The sequence below is a fragment of the Streptomyces sp. NPDC057694 genome, from assembly GCF_042799415.1.
In the GTDB taxonomy this organism is placed as follows: Bacteria; Actinomycetota; Actinomycetes; order Streptomycetales; family Streptomycetaceae; genus Streptomyces.
On record NZ_JBHVIX010000008.1, the window covers coordinates 145,681 to 171,129 of the forward strand.

Genomic DNA, 25,449 nt, shown 5'->3' on the forward strand with positions numbered 1-25,449 from the left:
AGCGAGCGAAGCTGCGGCTCTCGTCGTGGCTGGTCGCGCAGTTCCCCGCGCCCCTGAAGCGAGCGAAGCTCGCCCTCCAGGGGCGCCGGGAACTGCGCGAGAAGCGGCCATCGGCCGTCAGCCGGGAGTCAGGTCAGCTGGGCCCGGAGCACCTCGACGACCTGGTCCACCGCGACCGCGGACTGTTCGCCGGACTCCATGTCCTTGAGCTGCACCACACCCTCGGCGAGATCCCGCTCACCCGCGACGAGCGTGAACCGCGCACCGCTGCGGTTGGCGTTCTTCATGGCGCCCTTGAGCCCCTTGCCACCGAACGAGAAATCCGCCGAGATCCCGGCCCTGCGCAGCTCGGTCACCTTGGAGAACAGCACCCGCCGCGCCTCGTCGCCGAGCGGAACGGCGAACACACTGGTCGTGGACGGGAGTTCCAGCTCCACGCCCTCGGCCTCCAGGGCAAGCACCGTGCGGTCCACGCCGAGCGCCCAGCCCACCGACGGCAGCGACGGGCCGCCGATCATCTCGGACAGACCGTCGTAGCGACCGCCACCGCCCACGGCGGACTGCGAGCCGAGCCCGTCGTGGACGAACTCGAAGGTCGTACGCGTGTAGTAGTCGAGCCCGCGGACCAGCTTCTCGTCGTCCTCGAAGGCGACGCCCTCGGCCACGAGCAGCTCGCGCACCTGCTCGTGGTACGCCTTGCACGCGTCGCACAGGTAGTCGCGCAGCGAGGGCGCGCCCACGAGCTGCTTCTGGACGTCGGGCCGCTTGTCGTCGAGGACGCGCAGCGGGTTGATGTCCGCGCGGCGCAGCGTCTCCTCGTCGAGGTCGAGGCCGCGCAGGAACGTCTGCAGCGCCTCCCGGTACACCGGGCGGCACTCCTTGTCACCCAGCGAGTTGAGCAGGATCCGGAAGTCGCGCAGGCCCAGCGAGCGGTACGCCTGGTCGGCCAGGATGATCAGCTCGGCGTCCAGGGCCGGGTCCTCGGCGCCGATCGCCTCGGCGCCGACCTGCGAGAAGTGCCTGTAGCGGCCCTTCTGGGGGCGCTCGTAGCGGTAGTACGAGCCCGAGTACCAGAGCTTGACGGGGAGGTTGCCCGCCTTGTGGAGGTTGGCCTCCAGCGCGGCGCGCAGGACGGAGGCGGTGCCCTCGGGGCGCAGGGCGAGCCTGTCGCCGCCCTTGGTCTCGAAGGCGTACATCTCCTTGGTCACGATGTCGGTGGACTCACCGACACCGCGCGCGAACAGCTCGACGTTTTCAAAGCCGGGTGTCTCGATGTAGCCGTAGCCGGAGTTGCGCAGCGGCGTGGAGATCGCTTCGCGGACGGCCAGGTACTTCGCGGAGTCCGGGGGAAGCAGGTCGTACGTGCCCTTGGGGGCCTGAAAGGTACTCACGGGAGGTCTTCTCGTCACATTCCTCGTCGGGGAGCCTCGGTCGAGGATCCCTGGCCGGCGGCCACCTGCCGCAGGTACGGATTGGTGGTGCGCTCCTGGCCGATGGTCGTCTGGGAACCGTGCCCGGAGAGCACCACGGTCGAGTCGTCGAGCGGCAGGCACACGCGGGCCAGCGATTCGAGCATGTCGTCCATGGAGCCACCGGGAAGGTCGGTGCGTCCGATGGAGCCGGCGAACAGCAGATCGCCCGAGAAGAACACCGACGGGACGTCCGTGGTCTCGGGCATCTGGAAGGTCACCGACCCCTTGGTATGGCCGGGCGCGTGCGCGACGGAGAAGTCGAGTCCGGCGAGCTTCAGCCGGGCGCCGTCGACGAGCGTCCGTACGTCGTCGGGCTCCCCCACCGTGAGCTCGCCCATGAGCGGCATGCCGATGGTGCGGCCGATGCCCTTCTCTGGGTCGCTCATCATGTACCGGTCCTCGGGGTGGATCCACGCCGGGACGTCGTGCGCCCCGCACACCGGGACGACGGAGGCGACATGGTCGATGTGCCCGTGCGTGAGGACGACCGCGACCGGCTTGAGCCGGTGCTTCCTGAGCGCTTCCTCGACTCCCTCGGCGGCCTGGTGGCCCGGGTCGATGATCACGCACTCCTCACCCGCGGCGGGGGCAACCAGGTAACAGTTGGTGCCCCAGGCTCCGGCGGGGAACCCGGCAATCAGCACGATCGTCCTTCATGTGTCGTCGGAAGTGCCGTCGAAAGGCGGCAATACAGCGATGCGGCAGACCAGAGCCTACCGGCGCTGCCGATTCCACAGCGAACCCATATACGGTACGGGGCACAATCAAGGGCCCAGTCATGGTCATACACACGTACGAGGAGAAGATCCGGTGGTCACCAAGGATCAGCGGCAGCGTCAGCTCGCCCGGGAGAAGTTCCTGCGCCAGCAGCAGCGGCGCGAGGCCGCTCGACGCAAGGCGCGCACCCGCAACACCGTGATCGCCTCCGTGCTCGCGGTGGCCGTCCTGGGTACCGGTGGCGCGTACGCCGCCGGAGCCTTCAGCGGTGATGACAAGAAGGACACCGCGGGCTCCGAGGCGAGCCCCAGCCCGAGCGCCTCCGCCACGGAGAAGCCCGAGCCGAAGATGGCCATCGACAAGAAGGCCGCGTACACGATGGCGATGAAGACGAGCCAGGGCGACGTGAACATCGCCATGGAGGCGGCCAAGACGCCGCACACCGTCAACTCGTTCAAGAGCCTCGCCGACAAGAAGTTCTTCGACAACACGAAGTGCCACCGGCTCACCACCTCCGGCATCTTCGTGCTGCAGTGCGGCGACCCGGAGGGCACCGGCGCGGGCGGCCCCGGCTACACGATCCCGGACGAGAACCTGGACGGGCTCGGCAAGGCGGGCAAGGACGGCACGGTCACCTATCCCGCGGGCACGGTCGCGATGGCGAACACGGGCCAGTCGCACACCGGTGGCAGCCAGTTCTTCCTCGTCTACAAGGACAGCAAGCTGCCGCCGTCGTACACGCCGTTCGGCAAGATGGACGCGGCCGGCCTGAAGGCCGTGCAGGCCGTCGCGAAGGGCGGGGTGGCCGCCGGTGGACAGAGCGAGACCGATGGTGCACCGAAGAAGACCGTCAAGGTCACGACTGTGACAGTGAAGAAGAGCTGACCTGTCAGCTGCCAAATTTCGGTCGCGCGGGATGCGGACAGCATCCCCGCCGGTCGCCTATGTTGGCCGTGACGAAACTGTGGACGATGCCCGGGGGCCCACGAGCCTCCCGCAGGCATCATGTGGAGGAGGCGCTGTGAGCAGCGACCCGTGGGGCCGCGTCGACGAGACGGGGACCGTGTACGTGCGTTCGGCCGACGGCACTGAGCGTGAGGTCGGTTCGTGGCAGGCCGGTTCTCCTGATGAGGCCCTTGCCTACTTCAAGCGCAAGTACGACGGTCTGGTCGTCGAGATCGGGCTCCTCGAGCGCCGGGTGCAGACAACGGATCTGTCCGCCAAGGACGCCATGACGGCGATCGGGCACCTGCGGGACCAGGTCACCGACGCGCACGCGATCGGCGATCTGGACGCGCTCGGCAAGCGGCTCGACAAGCTGGTCGAGTCCGTCGAGTCGCGCCGTGAGGAGCGCAAGGCCCAGAAGGCCAAGCAGTCCGACGAGGCACGGCACTCCAAGGAGGCGCTGGTCGTCGAGGCGGAGGAGCTGGCCCAGTCCGAGCAGTGGCGGGCCGCCGGTGAGCGGCTGCGCGCGCTGGTGGACACCTGGAAGGGTCTGCCGCGTCTCGACCGCAAGTCGGACGACGAGCTGTGGCACCGCTTCTCGCACGCCCGCTCGGCGTTCTCCAAGCGCCGCAAGGCCCACTTCGCTTCGCTGGACGCGCAGCGCGAGGAGGCCCGCAAGGCGAAGGAGAAGCTGGTCGCCGAGGCGGAGGCGCTGTCGAACTCGCAGGACTGGGGCGCGACCGCGGCCCGGTACCGCGAGCTGATGACGGACTGGAAGGCCGCGGGGCGCGCTCAGCGCGAGCACGAGGACGATCTGTGGAACCGCTTCCGCGGCGCCCAGGACGTGTTCTTCGCGGCCCGCAGCTCGGTCTTCGCCGAGCGTGACGCCGAGCAGGGCGAGAACCTCAAGCTCAAGGAGGAGCTGGCCGCCGAGGCCGAGAAGCTGCTCCCGGTCGGGGACCTGAAGGCGGCCCGTGCCGCGTTCCGCTCGATCAATGAGCGCTGGGAGGCCATCGGCCATGTTCCGCGCGACGCCCGCCCGAAGGTCGAGGGCCGGATGCACGCCGTGGAGCGCGCCATCCAGGACTCCGAGGAGACCGAGTGGCGCCGTACGAACCCGGAGGCACGCGCGCGTGCCGCGGGTCTGACCGGTCAGCTGCAGGCCGCCGTCGACAAGCTCACGGGCCAGATCGAGCAGGCCCGCGCGCAGGGCAACAACGCCAAGGCCGACAAGCTCCAGAAGGAGCTCGACGGGCGACAGGCGCTGCTCGACTCCGCGCTCAAGGGCCTGGAGGAGTTCGGGGGCTGACCCCCGCCGCCAGCAGCCAACAGAACGGCCCCGGGCCACGGCCCGGGGCCGTTCTGCGTCCGCCAGCGCCTTGGGCATCTCCGGCCGCCCCCCGCCTTGGGCAATCTGCCGCCAAGGGCGGCAGGGTGGGCAAGGCGGCACCCACGGCGCGGGGCGAGCGCCTAACGGGCGGCCAGTACAGCGCCGTCCGCGGGTGATCGCCCGGTGGGGGCTGGTCGCGCAGTTCCCCGCGCCCCTAGCGGGGCTGTCAGTACCCCGCAGCGAAGCCGCTGACGGCCCCCCTTGCGGGGCGCGAAGAAACTACGGCCGCCTGGCCGATGTCACCCGGTACACGTCGTAGACGCCCTCCACGCCCCGTACAGCCTTCAGCACATGCCCCAAGTGCTTCGGATCGCCCATCTCGAACGTGAAGCGGGACGTGGCCACCCGGTCGCGGGACGTCTGGACCGCCGCGGACAGGATGTTCACGTGCTGGTCCGAGAGGACCCGGGTCACATCGGACAGCAGCCGCGAGCGGTCCAGCGCCTCGACCTGGATGGCGACCAGGAAGACCGAGGACTGGGTCGGCGCCCACTCGACCTCGAGGATGCGCTCGGGCTCACGGGACAGCGAGTCCACGTTGACGCAGTCGCTGCGGTGAACCGATACGCCGCTGCCCCGCGTCACGAACCCGATGATCGGGTCGCCAGGGACCGGCGTGCAGCACCGGGCCAGCTTGACCCAGACGTCGTCGACGCCCTTGACCACGACACCCGGATCGGCGTTGGACCGGCGCTTGGAGCGGCCGCGCGAGGGCGGTGCGCTCTCGGCGATGTCCTCGTTGGCGGCCTCCTCGCCACCGAGCGCCTGGACGAGCTTCTGCACGACGGACTGCGCCGTGACATGGCCCTCGCCGATCGCCGCGTACAGCGACGAGATGTCGGGGTAGCGCATCTCGTGCGCGAGCGTGACCAGGGAGTCGCCGGTGAGGATCCGCTGGATCGGCAGGTTCTGCTTGCGCATGGCCCGCGCGATGGCGTCCTTGCCCTGCTCGATGGCCTCGTCGCGGCGCTCCTTGGAGAACCAGCCGCGGATCTTGTTGCGGGCCCGCGGCGACTTGACGAAGCCGAGCCAGTCGCGCGACGGTCCGGCGCCGGACGCCTTGGAGGTGAAGACCTCCACCAGGTCGCCGTTGTCCAGCGTGGATTCGAGGGGCACGAGGCGTCCGTTGACGCGTGCTCCTATGGTCCGGTGGCCGACCTCCGTGTGGACCGCGTACGCGAAGTCCACCGGGGTGGCCCCGGCCGGCAGCGCTATGACGTCGCCCTTGGGAGTGAAGACGAACACCTCGTTGCGCGACAGGTCGAAGCGCAGGGACTCCAGGAACTCGCCCGGGTCCTCCGTCTCCTTCTGCCAGTCGAGCAGCTGGCGCAGCCACGCCATGTCGTTGAGGTGGTCGTCCTTGCCGGTGGTCCGCGGCTGGTCGGAGCGCACCTTGGAGGCGCCGGCGACGGCCTCCTGCTTGTACTTCCAGTGCGCGGCGATGCCGTACTCGGCGCGGCGGTGCATGTCGAACGTACGGATCTGCAGCTCGACGGGCTTGCCGTTGGGGCCGATCACCGTCGTGTGCAGCGACTGGTACATGTTGAACTTGGGCATCGCGATGTAGTCCTTGAACCGCCCCGGAACCGGGTTCCAGCGGGCGTGGACGGTGCCCAGTGCCGCGTAGCAGTCGCGGACCGTGTCGACGAGGACGCGGATGCCCACCAGGTCGTAGATCTCCGCGAAGTCCCGGCCGCGGACGATCATCTTCTGGTAGACGCTGTAGTAGTGCTTCGGGCGGCCGGTGACGGTCGCCTTGATGCGGGCCGCGCGCAGGTCGGACTGCACCTCGTCGGTCACTATGGCCAGGTACTCGTCGCGCTTGGGGGCGCGCTCGGCCACTAGCCGCACGATCTCGTCGTACATCTTGGGGTAGAGGATCGCGAAGGCGAGGTCCTCCAGCTCCCACTTGATGGTGTTCATGCCCAGGCGGTGGGCGAGCGGCGCGTAGATCTCCAGGGTCTCGCGCGCCTTCTTCTCCTGCTTCTCGCGCTTGAGATAGCGCATGGTGCGCATGTTGTGCAGGCGGTCGGCGAGCTTGATGACCAGGACGCGGGGGTCCTTGGCCATGGCGACGACCATCTTGCGGACCGTCTCGGCCTGCGCGGCCTCGCCGAACTTGACCTTGTCCAGCTTGGTCACGCCGTCGACGAGCAGGGCGACCTGGTCGCCGAAGTCCCGCTTGAGGGTGTCCAGGCCGTACTCGGTGTCCTCGACGGTGTCGTGCAGCAGCCCGGCCATCAGCGTCGCCGGGTCCATGCCCAGCTCGGCGAGGATCGTCGTGACGGCGAGCGGGTGCGTGATGTACGGGTCGCCGCTCTTGCGCTTCTGCCCTCGGTGCCAGCGCTCGGCGACCTGGTAGGCGCGCTCGATCTGGCGCAGCGTCGAGGTCTCGATCTTGGTGTCGTTGCCGCGCACGATCCGCAGCAGCGGCTCAAGGACGGGGTTGTACGGGTTCGAGCGCTGGACGCCGAGGCGGGCCAGGCGGGCGCGGACCCGGTTGGAGGAGCCCGAGCGGGCCGCCGGCTGGTTCGCGGCGGCGCGGATGACGGGCGGCGGCGTGGCACGCGGCTGCTCGGCGGCGGGCTCGGGGCGCGGCGACTCGGCCGCCTTGGTCCCGGGCGGCGGCGCGGGCTTCGCGCCGTTCACGGGCTTGGACCCGTTCGCGGACGTGCCGGAGGGAGCCGCGCCCTGAGCAGCCTGCTGATCGGTCGCGGCGGCGGTGAGTGGCTTGGCCTCGTCTGGCAACGGCGCTCCTCGTGCACGACGGGTCCCCCGTTCAGGTCCCGGAGAGCCCATGGTATCGATCCGGCGCCCACCGAACGTATTCGGCCGGTGGTACGGCCTTGTACTGAAGAAACACCAGAGGCGGGCGCCGGATTCCTCCGGGCCCGCCTCTACGGCTCTGAGCTGCGGTTTCAGACCACCAGCAGGGCGTCGAGCGGAGCGCCCTGCAGGGCGGGCTCCAGGCGTGCGCGGCCGGGCAGGAAGCCCAGCTCCATGAGCACCGCGACGCCCGCGACCTCGGCGCCCGCCCGGCGGATGAGGTGCAGGGCGGCTTCGGCGGTGCCGCCGGTGGCCAGCACGTCGTCGATGACCATGACGCGATCGTCGGCGCTGAGGTCCTCGGCGTGCACCTCGATCTCGGCGGTCCCGTACTCCAGCTCGTAGGACTGCGAGAGCGTCGCTCCGGGCAGCTTGCCCGCCTTACGTACGGGGATGAAGCCGAGACCGGCGCGGATGGCGACCGGGGCGCCGAGGATGAAGCCGCGCGCCTCCAGGCCGACGACCTTGGTGGCGCCGTGCCGGACGCACAGCTCGGCGAGGGCGTCGGTGAGGGCCGTGAACGCGGACGGGTCCGCGAGGAGCGGGGTGATGTCCTTGAAGAGGACGCCGGGCTCCGGGTAGTCCTGCACATCGCGGATGCGGCTGAGGAGCAGCTCCTTGATATCGGTCATGTCTGCACCTCAGCGAGTCCGTGATGGAGTTGGCCGCGTCCCTTTTCGGTGGGTCCGCGCGGTCGTCAACCCTAGCAGTGGTCCCTGTCCGGAAACGACGCGGGCGCCAGGAGCGTCGCAGCTCCTGGCGCCCGTGGGCGTACGTGACCGGGTGGTCAGCGGCGCTTGCCCGAGGGGCGGCCGCGGCCGCGGTTGCGGGCCGGCTGGTTGCGCGGACCCGCACCGGCGGGGGCGGCGTCCTCCGGCTCGTCCTCGCCCAGCGGGTCCTCGGCCTGGGGGCCGAGGACGGAACCGACCGGCTCCGTCTCCGCCTTGGCCGCGGCGGCGGCCCGCTTGGCGAGCACCCGCTTCTTGAGGGCCTTCATCTTCGGCTCGCGCTCCTTGAGGTCGGCGACCAGCGGAGTGGCGATGAAGATGGAGGAGTACGCACCGGCGGCGAGGCCGACGAAGAGCGACAGCGAGATGTCGTTCAGCATGCCGGCGCCGAGGAAGCCGCCGCCGATGAACAGCAGGCCCGCCACCGGCAGGAGCGCCACGACCGTGGTGTTGATCGAGCGCACCAGCGTGCTGTTGATCGAGCGGTTCGCGATGTCGCTGTACGTCCAGCGGGTCTGCTTCTCGATGCCCTTCGTCTGCTCCTTGAGGGAGTCGAAGACGACGACCGTGTCGTAGAGCGAATAACCGAGGATCGTGAGCAGACCGATCACCGTGCCCGGTGTGACCTCGAAGCCCACCAGGGCGTAGATCCCGACGGTGATGGTGATGTCGTGGATCAGGGCGACGAGAGCCGCGATGGCCATCCGCCACTCGAAGGCGATCGCCAGATAGATCACGACGAGGACCATGAAGATGGCCAGGCCCTGCCAGGCCTTGTTGGCGATCGTCTCACCCCAGCTGGGGCCCACCAGGTCGGCGTTGATCTTGTCGGAGGGGATGCCCAGGTCCTTGGACAGCTCCTCCTTGATCTGGTCCGACTTGCCGGTGTCGATGCCGGCGATCTGGATGCGCAGACCGCCGGTGCCCAGCTTCTGCACCACCGCGTCGTGACCGTCGGCGGCGGACTCCGCGTCCTTCTCCGCCTGCGAGGCGGAGACGGAGGTCTTGGGCGTCGTGAAGACGGCGCCGCCCTCGAACTCGATGCCCATGTTGAGCCCGCGCACCGTCAGGCCGAGGATGGCCGTGATGGTGATCAGGATCGAGACGCCGTACCAGATCTTGCGCTTGCCGATGAAGTCGTAGCCGACCTCACCGCGATACAGCCTGGCGCCGAGATTGCCGAGCTTCGACATCTCACGCCTCCTTCGGGTCGACGGGACCGGCGGAACGACGGGTGCGGCGCAGCGGCGGCTGGACCCCGAGGCGCTTCGGGTCGAGGCCCGACCACTTGTGGCCGGTGAAGAACTTCCCGCGGGCCAGGATCGTCATCAGCGGCTTCGTGAAGAGGAAGACCACGACGACGTCGAGCAGGGTGGTCAGGCCGAGCGTGAACGCGAAGCCCTGCACCTTGCCGACGGTCACGACGTAGAGCACCGCGGCGGCGAGGAACGACACGAAGTCGGAGACCAGGATGGTGCGCCGGGCGCGCGGCCAGGCGCGCTCGACGGCGGGCCGCACGGACCGGCCCTCTCTGATCTCGTCCCGGATCCGTTCGAAGAACACGATGAACGAGTCCGCGGTGATACCGATGGCAACGATCGCACCACACACCGCGGGCAGGTTCAGCGCGAACCCGATGGCCGGGCCGAGGAGCGTCATCAGCGTGTACGTGAGGATGCCGGAGACCAGCAGCGAGGCCAGGGCCACCATCGCCAGACCGCGGTAGTAGACCACCAGGTAGATGACGACCAGGGCGAGACCGATGGCGCCGGCGATCAGACCGGCGTGCAGCTGCTCGCCACCGAGGGCGGCGGTCACCGAGGTGACGCTCTGCTCGTGGAAGGTGAGCGGCAGGGCACCGTAGGACAGCACGTTGGCCAGGTCCTGGGCGGACTGCTGGTTGAAGCTGCCGGAGATCTCGGCGTTGGAGCTGAGCACGGCGTTGACGCTGGGCGCCGAGACCACGTCACCGTCGAGGACGATGGCGAACTGGTTCATCGGCTGCTGCTGGTCCTTCAGCTTGGCCGTCGTCGCCGAGAACTTCTTCGACCCGGAGCCCGTGAACTCCATGTTGACGACCCACTGGCCGCTCTGCTGGTTGATGCCGGCCGAGGCCTTCTTGACGTCCTTGCCGTTCACCTCGGACGGGCCGAGGACGTACTTGGCCCACTGGCCGCCCGAGTCCTTGCCGCAGGCGACGACGGTGTCGGTGGGCTTGGCGCCCTCGTTGACCTTCGTGCGGGCCGCCGAGTCGGTGCAGTCCAGCTCGGTGAACTTCTTCTGCAGCGCGGCCGTGGCCGGGTCGGCGGAGGCGCTGGCGCTCGCCGACGGGGACGAGGAGGCCTTGGCGTCGTCGCTCGCGGACGCGCTCGGCGTCGCGTCGGCCTTGAGGGCGTCGGTGACGGCGCGGCCCTGCGAGGTGGCGGTGGCGGACGGCGTCGCGGAGGACGACGAGTCGGTCGCCTTGTCGCCGGAGCCCGCGCTCGCCTTGTCCGTGGGCTTGCCGCTGGAGGAGGCGCTCGGGGACGGGCTCGTCGAGGAGTCCGCCGTCGGGGAGCCGGCGGCCATCGTCAGGACCGGACGGAAGTAGAGCTGAGCGGTCGTGCCGACCTGCTCGCGCGCCTGCTTCTCGTTCGTACCTCGCGGGATGTTGACGATGATGTTGTCGTTGCCCTGCGTCTGGACCTCGGCCTCGGAGACACCCAAGCCGTTGACACGGCGGTTGATGATGTCCGCCGCCGTGTTCATGTTGGTCTTGTTGATCGCGTTCTTGGACTGACCCGGCTCGGTCTTGGCCTGCAGGGTGATGCTCGTGCCGCCCGCGAGGTCGATGCCGAGGCGGGGGGTGAACGTGCCCGAGATGAACATCCCGCCGACGAGCGCGACCATGACGATCACGATCAGGCTCAGAGCACGGCCCGGCTTGCTCTGGGCACCTGCCCCTCGGCTCTTTTTAGGTGTGGCCACCTTCTCGTACTCCCTCTCCATCCGTCCGGCATCGGGGATGCGTGCCCGGACGGCCATGAAATGGTCGAGAATCCGCGCGCGTCACGCACGAACCGGAACCACGGGGACGCAAGCGGTACGTCCCCCGGCTCCGGTCGTGGCTACTTCGCGTCGGACTCGCCGTCGGTCTTCTTCGCCTCGGCGCCGGCCTCGGAGGCCGCGTCGGCCTTGGGGGCCTCAGCGGTCTCGGGGGCCTTGTCGGCCTCGTCGGCCGTGTCGACAGTCTCGGCTTCGTCCTTCTTGCCGAGGTCGATGCGCGAGTCGTCGGCGGCGGTCTCGTCGGTCTCGGTGAGGGACGACGCGTCGTCCGGCACGACGGCGCCATCGGTCAGCTCGTCGGCGTCGGAGTCGGCGTCGACGCCGTGGACGATGCGGTTGTACTCGTCGTCGGAGAGCACGGCACCGATCGCGTTCTTCGCGAACATGAGGTGGACGCCGGGGCCGGCGTCGAGGAGGACCGTGTCCTCGTTGACCTCCTTGACCGTGGCGTACATGCCCCCGATCGTGCGGACGCCGGAACCGGGCTGCATGTCATTGCGCATACTCGCGGCCTGCTGCTGCTTCTTCTTGGCAGACCGGGTCATCAGGAACATGGCCCCGATGAGCACGATGAACGGGAGGAGGGTCACGAGACTCACGGGTGGGACTTCCTTCATACGACCGCGTCGGAGTCGCGGCCTTGTCGGGGGTGTGGGGTCGTCCGTCGCCCCTCAAACCGTAAGGACGACGTCGGCGGAGTCTAAGCGAGTCCGCCATCTGGGAACAACGCTCAGCATGGCACCGGGGTTCCAGCCCCGGCGACTACGCGCGCCGTCACGCCCCGAACAGGTCCGCTTGTCCGCTTGCACCTGGTTTCCCTTGGGGCGCGGTGAGTCCGAGGTGGGCCCAGGCCGCGGGAGTGGCGACCCGGCCACGCGGAGTGCGCGCGAGCAGTCCCTCCCGTACGAGGAAGGGTTCCGCGACCTCCTCCACGGTCTCTCGCTCCTCCCCCACCGCCACCGCGAGGGTCGACAGTCCCACGGGTCCGCCGCCGAACAGCTTGAGCAGGGCCTCCAGGACGGCGCGGTCGAGCCGGTCGAGGCCGCGGCCGTCCACCTCGTAGACCCGGAGCGCGGCGGCGGCGATGTCCCGGTCGATGTGACCGTCGGCCTTGACCTGGGCGTAGTCGCGGACGCGGCGCAGCAGGCGGTTGGCGATGCGCGGGGTGCCGCGCGAGCGGCCGGCGATCTCGGCCGCGCCCGCCGGGTCGATCTCCACGTCGAGGAGTCCGGACGAGCGGTGGATGACCCGCTCCAGCTCGGCCGGCTCGTAGAACTCCATGTGGGCGGTGAAGCCGAAGCGGTCGCGCAGCGGCGGGGGCAGCAGACCCGCGCGCGTGGTGGCGCCGACCAGCGTGAACGGGGGCAGTTCCAGGGGGATGGCGGTGGCGCCGGGGCCCTTGCCGACGATGACGTCGACGCGGAAGTCCTCCATCGCCATGTAGAGCATCTCCTCGGCCGGCCGGGACATCCGGTGGATCTCGTCGAGGAAGAGGACCTCGCCCTCCTGAAGGGAGGAGAGGATCGCGGCCAGGTCGCCGGCGTGCTGGATGGCGGGGCCCGAGGTGATCCGGATCGGGGCCGCCATCTCCGCCGCGATGATCATGGAGAGGGTGGTCTTGCCGAGGCCGGGGGCGCCGGAGAGCAGGACGTGGTCGGCGGTGGCGCCGCGCGCGCGGGCGGCGCGCAGCACCAGGTCGAGCTGTTCCCTGACCTTCTCCTGACCGATGAACTCGTCCAGGTCCTTGGGGCGCAGGGCCGCCTCGACGGCCTGGTCCTCACCGTCGGCGGACGCACCGACGAGCCGGTCGGCAGCCTGCTGGGCGGCTTCGTCGGTCGTCTCGTCCCAGTTCATGTGGTGTGCCTCGCGTTACGGGATCTACGGGGGATCAGGGGGTCAGCGGGTGCGGTTCAGCGTCTGCAGGGCCGCCTTCAGGAGCTGGCCCACCTGCGGGGTGCCCTCCGCGGCCTCGGCCTGCGGGGTGACGGCGGCGACCGCCTCGTCGGCCTCACGGCTCGCGTAGCCGAGGCCGATCAGGGCCGCGTGCAACTGGTCGCGCCAGCCGCTGGTCACGGAGGTGCCGATCGCCGGGCCGCCGGTGCCCAGCGGCTCGCCGAGGCGGTCCTTGTACTCCAGGAGGAGCTTCTGGGCACCCTTCTTGCCGATGCCGGGGACGGCGGTGAGGGCCTTCTCGTCGCCGGTGGCGACGGCGCGGCGCAGGGCGTCGGGGCTGTGCACGGCGAGCATGGCCTGGGCCAGGCGCGGGCCCACCCCGCTCGCGGTCTGCAGCAGCTCGAAGGTCTGCTTCTCGTCGTCGTCCGCGAAGCCGTACAGCGTCAGCGAGTCCTCGCGCACGACGAGCGAGGTGGCGAGCTTGGCCTGCTGGCCGATGCGGAGCGTGGACAGCGTGTTCGGCGTGCACTGGAGCGCCATGCCGATGCCTCCGACCTCCACGACCGCGGCGTCGGGGGCGAGTGCGGCGACGGGGCCGCTGACGAAGGCGATCATGCGGTACGGCCTTTCTGTGCTTGGGCTGCTTGGGCTGCTCTGGCTGCGTGGGCCGTGTGCAGGGCCACGGCTTGCTGGAGTCTGTTCTGCGCCGGGGCGCGCCAGATGTGGCAGATGGCGAGGGCGAGCGCGTCCGCCGCGTCGGCCGGTTTGGGCGGGGCGTCGAGCCGCAGCAGCCGGGTCACCATGGCGCCCACCTGCGCCTTGTCGGCCCGGCCGCTGCCGGTGACGGCGGCCTTGACCTCGCTGGGCGTGTGCAGAACGACGGGGATGCCGCGGCGCGAGGCGCACAGCATGGCGACGGCGCTGGCCTGGGCGGTGCCCATCACCGTACGGACGTTGTGCTGGCTGAACACCCGCTCCACGGCGAGGACTTCGGGCTCGTGCTCGTCGAGCCACTGCTCGATGCCCTGCTCGATGCCGACGAGGCGGTGGCCCAGATCGGCGTCCGGCGGGGTCCGAACGACGCCGACGCCGCGCATGGTCAGGGGCCGGCCCGCGATCCCCTCGACCACGCCGACACCGCACCGGGTCAGTCCCGGGTCCACGCCCAGTACGCGCACGCCTTGCCCCCCATTTCGATCGCCTGTTTGTGCAGGCTATCGGGTGACACCGACAAAGCGGCGGGCCGACAGGGTGTGTCCCGTCGGCCCGCCGCTGATGTCACGTCAGGCGTCGACCTTCTCCATGACCTCGTCGGAGACGTCGAAGTTGGCGAAGACGTTCTGCACGTCGTCGCTGTCCTCGAGGGCGTCGATCAGCTTGAAGATCTTGCGCGCGCCGTCCTCGTCCAGCTCGACCTGCATGGTCGGCACGAAGTTGGCGTCGGCCGAGTCGTAGTCGATGCCGGCCTCCTGGAGCGCGGTGCGGACCGCGACCAGGTCGGTGGCCTCGGAGAGCACCTCGAAGGACTCGCCCAGGTCGTTGACCTCTTCGGCGCCGGCGTCGAGCACCGCGCCCAGGACGTCGTCCTCGGACAGCTCGCCCTTGGGGACGACCACGACGCCCTTGCGGTTGAACAGGTACGAGACGGAGCCCGGGTCCGCCATGTTGCCGCCGTTGCGGGTCATGGCGACGCGCACGTCGGAGGCGGCGCGGTTGCGGTTGTCGGTGAGGCACTCGATGAGCACCGCGACACCGTTGGGACCGTAGCCCTCGTACATGATGGTCTCGTAGTCGGCGCCGCCGGCTTCGAGACCGGCACCACGCTTGACCGCGGAGTCGATGTTCTTGTTCGGGACCGAACTCTTCTTCGCCTTCTGGATGGCGTCGAACAGTGTCGGGTTACCGGACACGTCGGCGCCGCCCGTGCGGGCCGCGACCTCGATGTTCTTGATCATCTTCGCGAAGAGCTTGCCGCGCTTGGCGTCGATCACGGCCTTCTTGTGCTTCGTCGTAGCCCATTTAGAGTGGCCGGACATCTGCCTGTCTCCTTCGCGTAACCAACCTCATGAACGAAGTCCCCGGGCAGCAGCGCGGGGGGACCCCGCAGATCCTACAAGGATCCCGCCGCGCCCTTGTCACGCACCATGTCCACGAACAGGCCGTGGAGCCGGTGGTCGCCCGTCAGCTCCGGGTGGAACGAGGTCGCGAGGGCGTTGCCCTGACGGACGGCGACGATGTGACCGTCGTGCTCGGCGAGGACCTCCACCGCGGCTCCCACGGACTCGACCCACGGGGCGCGGATGAAGACGCCCTCCACAGGATCGCCCTCGATGCCGCGGACGTCCACGGCCGCTTCGAAGGACTCGTTCTGCCGCCCGAAGGCGTTGCGGCGCACGATCATGTCGATGCCGCCGACGGTCTCCTGGCCCGAGCGCGGGTCGAGGATCTTGTCGGCGAGCAGGATCATGCCGGCGCACGTCCCGTAGACCGGCATTCCGGCGCGCACGCGCGCGCGGAGCGGCTCCATGAGGCCGAAGAGGCGGGCCAGCTTGGAGATGGTGGTCGATTCGCCGCCGGGGACGACGAGACCGTCGACCTCGGCCAGTTCTTCGGGGCGCCGCACCGGCCTGGCCACGGCGTCCGCCGTGCCCAGGGCGATGAGGTGCTCCCGTACGTCGCCCTGGAGTGCCAGGACGCCGATGACGGGGGTGCTCATGGGTGCTTACCAGCCCCGGTTCGCGTAGCGCTCGGCCTCGGGGAGGGTGTCGCAGTTGATGCCGACCATGGCCTCGCCCAGGTTGCGGGACGCGTCCGCGATGATCTTCGGGTCGTCGAAGAAGGTGGTGGCCTTCACGATGGCGGCGGCGCGCTTGGCCGGGTCGCCCGACTTGAAGATGCCGGAGCCGACGAAGACGCCCTCGGCGCCGAGCTGGCGCATGAGCGCCGCGTCGGCCGGGGTCGCGACACCGCCGGCGGAGAAGAGGACCACCGGCAGCTTGCCCAGCTCGGAGACCTCCTTGACCAGCTCGTAGGGGGCGCGCAGGTCCTTGGCGGCGGCGTACAGCTCGTTGTTGTCGAAGCCGCGCAGGCGGGCGATCTCGTTCTTGATCTGGCGCAGGTGGCGGACGGCCTCGACGACGTTGCCCGTGCCGGCCTCGCCCTTGGAGCGGATCATGGCCGCGCCCTCGGCGATGCGCCGCAGGGCCTCGCCCAGGTTGGTGGCGCCACAGACGAAGGGGGTCGTGAAGGCGAACTTGTCGCTGTGGTTGACCTCGTCGGCCGGGGTGAGCACCTCGGACTCGTCGATGTAGTCGACGCCGAGCGACTGCAGGACCTGGGCCTCGACGAAGTGGCCGATCCGCGACTTGGCCATGACCGGGATCGAGACCGCCTCGATGATCTCCTCGATCATGTTCGGGTCGGACATCCGGGCCACGCCGCCGTCCTTGCGGATGTCGGCCGGGACCCGCTCCAGGGCCATGACGGCGACGGCGCCGGCGTCCTCGGCGATCTTCGCCTGCTCGGCGTTGACGACGTCCATGATCACGCCGCCCTTGAGCTGCTCGGCCATGCCGCGCTTGACGCGGGCGGTGCCGGTGGCGGTGGACTCGTGGGACTGGGTGCTGACGGACACGGGTGACCTCACTCGGTGAACTCTGTGAAGAGGGCTTGCTTCTGTACCGAGGAAACCCCTGCGGACCAGGCCACTACAAGGGCCAATGAGGAGCCGGTGGCTCCTTCTGCCTGCGATCGGCAGGACGGTCAGGTGGTGGCGCGGTCGGCGAGCGCCACCGGCGCCTCGTCGTCCATCTCGAACGCCATCGGGAACGGGGCGTGCCCCGCGAGCCGGAACCAGCGGACCGTGCGGTGGCGGCGCAGGGCGCGGGCCGCGCGGACGGCGTCGTTGTGGAAGCGGCGGGCCATGGGGACCCGGCGCACGGCCTGGGCCAGCTCCTCCGCGGCCTCCTCGCCGCCGGGTGCCTCCCGGACGACCTCGACCTGGTCGGGCTCGCTGAACACCGCCCTGAGCGCCTGGCTGAGTTCGCTCTCGGCGACCTCGCGCTGCTCCTCCTCGGCCTGCCGGGCAGCGTGCGCCGCCTCGTACAGGACGATCGACGCGGCCGGGTCGAGCACGCCGGACGTGGCCAGTTCCTGGGCGACGGAGGCGCGGCGCAGGAGTTGGGCGTCGAGGGCGGCGCGGGCCGCGTCGATACGGGCGTGCAGGCGGTCGAGGCGGCCCGCGGTCCAGCTCAGATAGAGCCCGATCGCGAAGAGGGCTACGGCGATCCAGATCAGGGTGGCGGTCACGGGCGGCAAGGCTACCGTCGGTGCGGGTGATCGCTGCGCGGGCGGGGGTTCCGTGCGGGGCGTCCGCCGTGTGGCGGTGCGTTGTCGCTTGCCGCTCTCGCCGTGGCTGATCGCGCAGTTCCCCGCGCCCCTTCAAGCGGGCTGCGCCCGACCCATGGCGGCTGTCGGGTGCCGGTCTCGTCGTGGTTGCTCGCGCAGTTCCCCGCGCCCCTGAGAGCGGGCTTCGCCCGACCCAGGGGCGGTGGTTGTTAGTCGCGTGCCAGGCCGAAGCGGGACCTGAAGCGGCCGGTTCGTTCGTCCTCCGCCACCGCTGCCGCGCCCTGGGTCACCGTCTCGTAGACGGACAGGATGTCGGCGCCGACCGTCGACCAGTCGAAGCGGCGCACGTGCTTGCTGCCGCGTTCGCGCAGTTCCGTGCGGCGGTTCGGGTCGCCGAGCAGTTTGAGGGCCGCCACGGCCAGAGTGTCGGCGTCCTCGTTGGTGAAGAGTTCGCCGGCCGCGCCCTGGTCGAGGACCTGGGCGAAAGCGTCCAGGTCGGAGGCGAGCACGGGGGCGCCCGCCGACATGGCCTCGACCAGGATGATGCCGAAGGACTCGCCGCCGGTGTTGGGGGCGACGTACACGTCGACGCTGGCGAGCAGCCGTGCCTTGTCCTCGTCGCTGACCATGCCGAGGAACTCCACGCGCTCGCGCATCTCCGCGGGCAGCGAGGCGACGGCCTCCTCCTCGTCGCCGCGGCCCGCGACAAGCAGCCGCGTCGCGGGGCGTTCGGCGAGGATCTTCGGCAGGGCCTTCATCAGGACCGGCAGGCCCTTGCGGGGCTCGTCGATCCGGCCGATGAAGCCGAGGGTGTCGCCCTGCCACTCGGGCTTCGGCTCGGCCCGCGCGAAGAAGTCCACGTCGACGCCGTTGGGGATGACGACCGCGTCGCCGCCGAGGTGCTCGACGAGGGTGCGCCGGGCGTACTCGCTCACGGCGATGCGCGCGCTGATCTTCTCCAGCGCGGGCTGCAGGATCGGGTACGCCGCGATCATGGCCCGCGAGCGGGGGTTCGAGGTGTGGAACGTGGCGACGATCGGGCCCTGCGCCGCCCAGCAGGTGAGCAGCCCGAGCGACGGTGACGCCGGCTCGTGGATGTGGATCACGTCGAAGGTGCCGTCGTGCAGCCAGCGGCGTACCCGCGCGGCGCTCAGGAAACCGAAGTTGAGGCGCGCGACCGAGCCGTTGTACGGGACGGGCACGGCACGGCCGGCCGAGACGACGTACGGCGGCAGGGGGGTCTCGTCGTCCGCCGGGGCGAGGACGGAGACCTCGTGTCCCAGGGCGATGAGGTGCTCCGCCAGATCGCGGATGTGGAACTGGACGCCGCCCGGCACGTCCCAGGAGTACGGGCAGACGATTCCGATCCTCACGCCGGCCGCTCCTCGAAGGTGTCGAGGTCCGCCAGCCACAAGCGCTGCAACATGTGCCAGTCCTCCGGATGGTCGGCGATCCCCGTGGCGAAGGCATCGGCCAGCGCCTGCGTCATGACAGACGTCTTCTCGGCGCGGGTACCTGTCTCCGGTACGTCGATGGGCGGGTGGACGCGACCGCGCATTATGGCCGAGTCGTCGTACCAGAGGGTGACCGGCAGCAGCAGCGCGCCGGTCTGCTGGGCGAGCATGGCGGGGCCGGCCGGCATCCGGGTCGGCTCGCCGAAGAACTTCACCTCGACGCCGGACGTCGACAGGTCGCGGTCGGCGACCAGACAGACGAGACCGCCCGCCCGCAGCCGGCGTGCCAGCGTCCCGAAGGCGGCGCCGCCGGTGTGCGGCAGCACTTCCATGCCGAGGCCCTCGCGGTAGGCGACGAACCGGTCGTACAGGGTCTCCGGCTTGAGCCGTTCGGCGACCGTCGTGAAGGGGGTCTCCAGCTTGGTGGTGACCCAAGCGCCCGCCAGGTCGTAGTTGCCCATGTGGGGCAGGGCGAGGACGACGCCCTTGCCGGCGGCGAGACCGTCGACGAGGTGATGGACGTCCTCGGGCGTGAAGCCGTTCCTGATCCGTTCCTTGCTCCAGGTGGGAAGCCGGAAGGACTCCATCCAGTAGCGCAGGTACGAACGCATGCCCGCCTTGGACAGCCGCGCCAGGTGCTCGGGGGTCGCGTCGGGCACCACCCGGGCGAGATTCGCCTCCAGGCGGAGCACGCCCTTGCCGCGCTTCTTCCAGACGGCGTCCGCGATGGTCCGTCCCAGGCGGCCGGCGACCGGCTCGGGCAGCTTCTTGACCCCGGCCCAGCCGAGTCCGTACAGCGCGTCGGTGATCCGTTCCTGCGCGCCGCTCACGAGGCGGCCTCCTCCTGGGCCGAAGCGGCCGCCTCGGCCTCGGCGGACTCCCGGCGCACCGTCACCACGCGCTGGATCAGCGTGACGAGGCTGCCGGCCGCGACGATCCACAGCGCGACGGGCAGCAGGTACTGAATGCCGGGCACGCCGAACTTGTGCAGACCGGCGAAGCCCGCCGCGACGAGTGTGATGACGAGCCGCTCGGCGCGCTCGACCAGGCCGTTGACGGCGACCGGCAGGCCGATCGATTCTCCACGTGCCTTCGTGTACGAGACGACCTGGCCGCTGGCGAGACAGAAGATCGACACCGCGCACAGCGTGTTGTCGTCACCGCTGCCCGCGTACCAGAGCGCGAGGCCGCCGAAGATGGCGCTGTCGGCGACGCGGTCGAGCGTGGAGTCCAGGAAGGCGCCCCAGCGGCTGGAGCGGCCGAGCTGGCGCGCCATGTTGCCGTCCACGAGGTCCGAGAAGACGAACAGCGTGATGACGACGGTGCCCCAGAAGAATTCCCCGCGCGGGAAGAAGACCAGCGCTCCCGCCATCACTCCGGCCGTGCCGAGGAGTGTGACCGTGTCCGGGCTCACCCCGCGACGGATGAGAAACGCGGCGAACGGTGTGAGGACACGCGTGAAAAATGCACGCGCGTACTTGTTCAGCATGGCCTTCCCGAGGGTCGGTGCCGCGCGACCCCTCTGGCCACCGGCTGGCCCATCGTAGTCACGCGCGCCCGGATACGGCCGCCGGGCCACCACGCGCGCGTGCGATCTCGTACGACGTATGGACGCACCGTGACCGGAGTGGAAAGCTCGAAGACACCGCGGGCGTCGCCGAAGCCGCCTCCCACACACGCGGGTTCGCGTGTCCGCCTGCCGTGACCACGGCGTCCCGACAAGGGCCACCTCACCGTGAAAGCGAACCGGGAGGCAAGGACACATGGGCGACAAGGCGAACGGACACCCCGGCGCCGCCGGCAGGGCGACGACGGCCGACCATCCCGCGTCCGTACGGAATGTGGTGCTGGTCGGCCACAGCGGATCGGGCAAGACGACCCTGGTGGAGGCGCTCGCACTGACCGCGGGGGCGGTGAACCGGGCGGGCCGGGTCGAGGACGGCACGTGCCTGTCCGACTACGACGAGATCGAGCACCGCCAGCAGCGCTCGGTCCAGCTCTCGCTCGTCCCGGTGGAGTGGGGCGGCTTCAAGATCAATCTGCTGGACACCCCCGGCTACGCGGATTTCGTCGGGGAGCTGAGGGCCGGTCTGCGGGCCGCGGACGCGGCCCTTTTCGTCGTCTCGGCGTCGGACGGGCCCGAGACCATGGCCGGGGCCACCCGGATGGTGTGGGAGGAGTGCGCGGCGGTCGGTATGCCGCGGGCCATCGTGGTCACCCACCTGGAGGCGGCGCGGGCCGACTTCGAGGACGTGACCCGCAGCTGCGCCGCTTGCTTCGGCGGCGACGACCCCGACGCCGTACTCCCCCTGTACCTGCCGCTCCACGGCGAGCAGGGCCCGGACGGACACGCGCCCGTGACGGGCCTGATCGGGCTGCTCTCCCAGCGTCTCTACGACTACGCGTCGGGGGAACGCAAGGAGTCCGAGCCCGACTCGGGGCAGCTGCCGCGGATCGAGGAGGCCCGCAACCGGCTCATCGAGGGGATCATCGCGGAGAGCGAGGACGAGACCCTCATGGACCGCTATCTGGGCGGCGAGGACGTCGACGTCAAGACGCTCGTCGAGGATCTGGAGCGGGCCGTGGCGCACGGTGTCTTCCACCCGGTCCTCGCCGCCGCCCCGGCCGCCGAGGGCGGTCGGCAGGGCATCGGGACGGTCGAGCTGCTGGAACTGATCACGGGCGGCTTCCCGAGTCCGCTGGAGCGGGTGGCGCCGGCCGTGGCGACGCCCGGCGGGGCGGCCCGCGCGATCTCGTCCTGCGATCCGGAAGGACCGCTGGTGGCGGAGGTCGTGAAGACCGCGTCCGACCCCTATGTCGGCCGGGTCTCTCTCGTACGGGTCTTCTCCGGCACCCTGCGCCCGGACGAGACGGTGCACGTGTCGGGGCACGGGCTCGCCGACCGCGGTCACGAGGATCACGATGTGGACGAGCGGATCGGGGCCCTGTCCGCGCCGTTCGGCAAGCAGCAGCGCACGCTGACGCACTGCATCGCCGGCGATCTCGCCTGCGTGGCGAAGCTGAACCGGGCGGAGACCGGCGACACCCTCTCCGCGAAGGACGACCCGCTGCTGATGGCGCCGTGGGACATGCCGGACCCGCTGCTGCCGCTGGCGATCCAGGCGCACAGCAAGGCCGACGAGGACAAGCTGTCGCAGGGCCTGTCGCGGCTCGTCGCGGAAGACCCGACGATGCGGCTCGAACAGAACCAGGACACCCATCAGGTGGTGCTGTGGTGTCTGGGCGAGGCGCACGCGGACGTCGCGCTGGAGCGGCTGCGCAGCCGGTACGGCGTCCAGGTCGACGTCGTCGCGCACAAGGTCTCCCTGCGGGAGACGTTCGCCGGCAGGTCGGCGGGGCGCGGCCGCCATGTGAAGCAGTCCGGCGGGCACGGGCAGTACGCGATCTGCGAGATCGAGGTGGAACCGCTGCCCGGCGGCTCGGGCATCCAGTTCGTGGACAAGGTCGTCGGCGGGGCGGTGCCCCGGCAGTTCATCCCGTCCGTGGAGAAGGGCGTGCGCGCACAGGCCGTGAAGGGGGTCGCCGCCGGATACCCGCTGATCGACGTGCGGGTGACGCTGCTCGACGGCAAGGCGCACTCGGTGGACTCCTCGGACGCGGCGTTCCAGACGGCGGGCGCGCTCGCGCTGCGGGAGGCGGCCTCCGACACCCGGATCCACCTCCTGGAGCCGGTGGCCGAGGTCCAGGTCCTGGTCGGCGACGACTACGTGGGGGCCGTGATGAGCGATCTGTCGGGGCGGCGCGGCCGCGTCGTCGGCACCGAACAGGCGCCGGGCGGCCGCACTCTCGTACGGGCCGAGGTGCCGGAGATCGAGATCGGCCGGTACGCGGTCGATCTGCGTTCCCTGTCGCACGGCACGGCACGTTTCAGCCGCCGGTACGCACGGCACGAGCCGATGCCGCCGCAGCTCGGCGACAGGATCCGCGAACAGGCCCAGGACACGGCGTAGTCGAGGGACGGCCGGTCCCCACGACCACCGACATCCCGCTTGGAGGGACGGATGTCGGTGGGGGCCGTTACGCTGGTCGACGATCAACATCATCAAGCCGATGAACCGATCAACAGGTGTGCGGGGCAGGGAAGTCGGGAAGAGCCGCAGCAGCGACGACATGCGGCGATGGGGGCGGCAGTGGCGGACGACGCATTCGATTTCAGGCCCGGGGCCCAGGTCCCGCTGCAGGGTTCCGCGGGACAGACCGCGGCGACGTTCGCCATCGCCTCGGCCGCGTACCGGGACGACCCGGCGGTCAAGATCGAGGAAGCCAACAACGACTGGCACAAGTCCGAGATGAAGAGCGGCAGATCGTCGCTGTTCACGCCCAATCTCGGCGAGGCGTTCTCGCGCGCGGTGCAGCTGCGGATGCTGGGCGGCGGCCGCAAGCCCCTCATCCAGTCGTTCGGCACGGAGCCCCAGGTCGTCGTCGAGCACTGTCTGGCGGCGAACAACATCCGGCGTGAGCGCGACCGGCTGCTCACGATCATCACCGTGGTCTTCGGCTTCCTGTTCCTGCCGGGTTTCCTGATCTGGCTGGTCGCGTTCCAGATCCGCCAGCGGAGCAACGCGCGGGTGGCGCTGGCGGAGAAGGAGGTCAAGGAGGCCGCGGACAAGGGCGCGGCGGCGCAGCGCGAGGCGAAGAAGCACGAGCGCGCGGCGCACGGCCGGTCGGCGATCGCCACGACGATCATGGCCGTCGTCGGCGTGGGCATCGTGATCCTGCTGATCAAGCTGCCCTTCGGCGGTTTCTGGGCCTGGTACCTGCGGGCTTGCTTCGTCATGCCCGTGATCGGCGCGTTCTGGGCGCGGCGGGTCTGCGAGCGCACCGCGCAGGATCTGCGAGACCGGTGGGACGCGCTGCTCTCCGGCGGTGGCATCGGCGCGAAGATCCCGGAGGCGGTGCCCGGCAGTCCCGGCGAGACCGCCGCCGAGCAGCTGCGCCAGAGCCTGGCCAAACTGACCGCGGAGCAGCAGTCGAACGCGGTCTTCTACGCCGGCCCCAAGGGCATCCTGGGCATGGGCACCCGCTGGGGCAGCTGGCAGCTCGCCGAGGATCTGGTGCCGCGCGAGGCGGGCAAGGAGATCCACCCGTTCCGCAGCTGGGACGTCATCCGCGTGATCCACGACCAGCTGCGACTGCTCGAGCGCGGCCCGCTGCACACCGGCGGCTTCCCGACCCCGTCGATAAAGCACTGGATCGTCACCCCGATCGGGGAGAACGCGAGCGCGGTGGCCCGCCCCTCGGGCGAGGACGTCGACGCGTTCCAGATCAAGCAGCACGAGATACAGCGGATCTGCAACGAGCAGCAGTTCGGCAGCGGCGACCGTCACTACCTGGGCGTCCAGTTCACGCTCTGGGACGGCCAGTTGGTGATCACGATGCTGATCACGGTGACGGTGCTGCACGAGACGCTGCGCATCGAGGTGACCGGGCACGCGCTGGGCCCGGTGCACTCCCTGTTCACGTCGAAGCCCGAGGCGAAGACGAAGACGGTCTCCAAGTCGATACGGTTCTGGGAGACCACGGACAGGACGCTCCCGCTGATCGAGACGGAGGACGCCGTCCGTATCGCCGTCCGCGCCCCCTTCTCGTACTACCCGCCGCTCCTGGACTTCCTGGGCGGCAAGCTGGTGCTGCCCGAGCCGTTCGGTCTGCGGCACGCCTGGGCCGACCAGCCCTGGCGGCACCGCTTCATGGCGGACGACGCGCTGCGCACCGCGACCCCGGTGCTGCGCGTGGTCCACTCCGCGGCCATCCGGGTCCTCGAGGAACACGGCGTGGACACCGAGAAGTTCGGCACCCGCTCGGGCTTCCTCAGCGGCCAGGTCCAGGACCCGTCTCCGCGCAAGGCCGACGTGTACGACGCGTAGCGCCGACAGTGGCAGTGGCAGTGGCGGCGCGATCAGGCCCCTGATCGCGCCCGTCGCGGTACGTGAACCGGGGCATCCAGTACTGCGCCACCGGCCCCACCGACACCGCGTACAACACCGTGCCGATGCCCACTCCCCCGCCGAGCAGCCAGCCGGCGGCGAGGACCACGATCTCGATGGCGGTGCGGACGGTGCGCACGCTGCGGCCCGTCGCCGCGGTGAGGCCGGTCATCAGGCCGTCGCGCGGTCCCGGCCCGCAGCGGGCGCCGACGTAGACGGCGATCGAGAGCCCATTGAGGAGGATGCCGGCCGCGAGCAGCGCGACGCGGGCCGGGAGCGCGAGGCCGTCGGGCAGCAGCCACAGCCCCAGGTCGCAGGACCAGCCCACGGTGAGGATGTTGGCGAAGGTGCCCAGGGTGGGCCGCTGGCGCAGCGGGATCCACAGCAGCAGCACGGCCGCACCGATCAGGTTGGTGAGCGTGCCGAAGCTGAGCGGGATGTGGTGGGCGAGCCCTTCGTTGAGGACGCTCCACGGGGCGAGGCCCAGGCCCGAGCGGATCATGAGCGCGACGCTGAACCCGTAGAGGAACAGGCCGGCGACGAGCTGCGGCAGCCGGCGGGCGGGCCGTTCGCGCAGCGGTACGTACGACAAAGACATCAGGACTCCGGAGACAAGACAGGATGCGCGCCGCGACAGGGCGGCTTCAGGGCCAATGCCGTCACTCTGTACATTGATTGGACCGA

General features: G+C 70.3%; 22 protein-coding genes. 4 read left to right on the top strand and 18 right to left on the bottom strand.

Translation table 11 applies throughout. From position 1 onward, the window contains the following. Window positions 1–128 precede the first annotated feature (128 nt). Both hisS and ACFVDP_RS19975 read right to left on the bottom strand, forming a co-directional pair. Window positions 129–1,391: a histidine--tRNA ligase gene (gene hisS / locus ACFVDP_RS19970; protein WP_383491192.1), complete on the bottom strand. Its 1,263-nt coding sequence runs from the start codon at window positions 1,389–1,391 to the stop codon at window positions 129–131. 14 nt (window positions 1,392–1,405) lie between these two features. Next, window positions 1,406–2,116 (bottom strand): MBL fold metallo-hydrolase, encoded by a 711-nt coding sequence (locus tag ACFVDP_RS19975; protein WP_383491194.1) that lies wholly within the window; start codon window positions 2,114–2,116, stop codon window positions 1,406–1,408. A gap of 166 nt (window positions 2,117–2,282) precedes the next feature. Here ACFVDP_RS19975 and ACFVDP_RS19980 point away from each other — a divergent pair, with 166 nt between their 5' ends. Both ACFVDP_RS19980 and ACFVDP_RS19985 read left to right on the top strand, forming a co-directional pair. After that, window positions 2,283–3,074: a peptidylprolyl isomerase gene (locus tag ACFVDP_RS19980; RefSeq protein WP_383491196.1), complete on the top strand. Its 792-nt coding sequence runs from the start codon at window positions 2,283–2,285 to the stop codon at window positions 3,072–3,074. 136 nt (window positions 3,075–3,210) lie between these two features. Then, entirely contained in the window at window positions 3,211–4,443 is a 1,233-nt protein-coding gene (locus ACFVDP_RS19985) for a DUF349 domain-containing protein (RefSeq protein ID WP_383491198.1), read from the top strand. 300 nt (window positions 4,444–4,743) lie between these two features. Here ACFVDP_RS19985 and ACFVDP_RS19990 read toward each other — a convergent pair whose 3' ends face one another. From ACFVDP_RS19990 to pgsA, 15 genes are all read right to left on the bottom strand, one after another. Further along, window positions 4,744–7,272, bottom strand: coding sequence for a RelA/SpoT family protein (locus tag ACFVDP_RS19990; RefSeq protein ID WP_383491200.1), 2,529 nt, complete (start codon window positions 7,270–7,272; stop codon window positions 4,744–4,746). Between the two features lie 170 nt (window positions 7,273–7,442). Beyond that, complete coding sequence (locus ACFVDP_RS19995; protein WP_383491202.1) at window positions 7,443–7,982, bottom strand: adenine phosphoribosyltransferase; 540 nt, start codon at window positions 7,980–7,982, stop codon at window positions 7,443–7,445. A gap of 155 nt (window positions 7,983–8,137) precedes the next feature. Then, a complete protein-coding gene (secF, locus tag ACFVDP_RS20000) occupies window positions 8,138–9,271 on the bottom strand; it encodes a protein translocase subunit SecF (protein ID WP_383491204.1) in 1,134 nt (377 codons plus the stop codon). A 1-nt stretch (window position 9,272) separates the two neighbouring features. Beyond that, on the bottom strand, window positions 9,273–11,045 hold the full coding sequence (secD, locus tag ACFVDP_RS20005) for a protein translocase subunit SecD (RefSeq protein WP_383491493.1): 1,773 nt from the start codon (window positions 11,043–11,045) through the stop codon (window positions 9,273–9,275). A 140-nt stretch (window positions 11,046–11,185) separates the two neighbouring features. Then, complete coding sequence (gene yajC, locus ACFVDP_RS20010; protein ID WP_383491207.1) at window positions 11,186–11,722, bottom strand: preprotein translocase subunit YajC; 537 nt, start codon at window positions 11,720–11,722, stop codon at window positions 11,186–11,188. A gap of 175 nt (window positions 11,723–11,897) precedes the next feature. Next, window positions 11,898–12,977, bottom strand: coding sequence for a Holliday junction branch migration DNA helicase RuvB (gene ruvB, locus ACFVDP_RS20015; protein WP_383491209.1), 1,080 nt, complete (start codon window positions 12,975–12,977; stop codon window positions 11,898–11,900). Window positions 12,978–13,019: 42 nt separating this feature from the next. Beyond that, the gene (gene ruvA, locus ACFVDP_RS20020) at window positions 13,020–13,631 is read right to left on the bottom strand and encodes a Holliday junction branch migration protein RuvA (protein ID WP_383491211.1); all 612 of its coding nucleotides are present in this window, start codon (window positions 13,629–13,631) and stop codon (window positions 13,020–13,022) included. Next, window positions 13,628–14,194 (bottom strand): crossover junction endodeoxyribonuclease RuvC, encoded by a 567-nt coding sequence (gene ruvC / locus ACFVDP_RS20025; RefSeq protein ID WP_383491213.1) that lies wholly within the window; start codon window positions 14,192–14,194, stop codon window positions 13,628–13,630. The genes ruvA and ruvC overlap by 4 nt, the downstream gene beginning before the upstream one ends. Window positions 14,195–14,299: 105 nt before the next feature. Next, entirely contained in the window at window positions 14,300–15,052 is a 753-nt protein-coding gene (locus tag ACFVDP_RS20030) for a YebC/PmpR family DNA-binding transcriptional regulator (RefSeq protein ID WP_383491215.1), read from the bottom strand. Between the two features lie 74 nt (window positions 15,053–15,126). Then, entirely contained in the window at window positions 15,127–15,732 is a 606-nt protein-coding gene (pdxT, locus tag ACFVDP_RS20035) for a pyridoxal 5'-phosphate synthase glutaminase subunit PdxT (RefSeq protein ID WP_383491217.1), read from the bottom strand. A gap of 6 nt (window positions 15,733–15,738) precedes the next feature. Beyond that, window positions 15,739–16,587 (bottom strand): pyridoxal 5'-phosphate synthase lyase subunit PdxS, encoded by an 849-nt coding sequence (gene pdxS, locus ACFVDP_RS20040; protein WP_383491495.1) that lies wholly within the window; start codon window positions 16,585–16,587, stop codon window positions 15,739–15,741. 191 nt (window positions 16,588–16,778) lie between these two features. Further along, complete coding sequence (locus ACFVDP_RS20045; protein ID WP_383491219.1) at window positions 16,779–17,324, bottom strand: hypothetical protein; 546 nt, start codon at window positions 17,322–17,324, stop codon at window positions 16,779–16,781. Window positions 17,325–17,572: 248 nt separating this feature from the next. Continuing rightward, a complete protein-coding gene (locus ACFVDP_RS20050; RefSeq protein ID WP_383491221.1) occupies window positions 17,573–18,736 on the bottom strand; it encodes a glycosyltransferase family 4 protein in 1,164 nt (387 codons plus the stop codon). Continuing rightward, a complete protein-coding gene (locus ACFVDP_RS20055; protein WP_383491223.1) occupies window positions 18,733–19,647 on the bottom strand; it encodes a phosphatidylinositol mannoside acyltransferase in 915 nt (304 codons plus the stop codon). Before ACFVDP_RS20055 ends, ACFVDP_RS20050 begins: the two co-directional genes overlap by 4 nt. Continuing rightward, window positions 19,644–20,306: a phosphatidylinositol phosphate synthase gene (gene pgsA / locus ACFVDP_RS20060; protein ID WP_383491225.1), complete on the bottom strand. Its 663-nt coding sequence runs from the start codon at window positions 20,304–20,306 to the stop codon at window positions 19,644–19,646. The genes ACFVDP_RS20055 and pgsA overlap by 4 nt, the downstream gene beginning before the upstream one ends. A gap of 274 nt (window positions 20,307–20,580) precedes the next feature. On the opposite strand from pgsA, the gene ACFVDP_RS20065 reads away from it, so the two are divergent. Both ACFVDP_RS20065 and ACFVDP_RS20070 read left to right on the top strand, forming a co-directional pair. Further along, window positions 20,581–22,788, top strand: a complete 2,208-nt coding sequence (locus tag ACFVDP_RS20065) for an elongation factor G-like protein EF-G2 (RefSeq protein WP_383491227.1) — start codon at window positions 20,581–20,583, stop codon at window positions 22,786–22,788. Between the two features lie 168 nt (window positions 22,789–22,956). After that, a complete protein-coding gene (locus ACFVDP_RS20070; RefSeq protein ID WP_383491229.1) occupies window positions 22,957–24,705 on the top strand; it encodes a hypothetical protein in 1,749 nt (582 codons plus the stop codon). Here the strand turns inward: ACFVDP_RS20070 and ACFVDP_RS20075 are convergent. Then, entirely contained in the window at window positions 24,650–25,363 is a 714-nt protein-coding gene (locus ACFVDP_RS20075; protein ID WP_383491231.1) for a YitT family protein, read from the bottom strand. The genes ACFVDP_RS20070 and ACFVDP_RS20075 overlap by 56 nt on opposite strands. Between the last annotated feature and the right edge of the window lie 86 nt (window positions 25,364–25,449).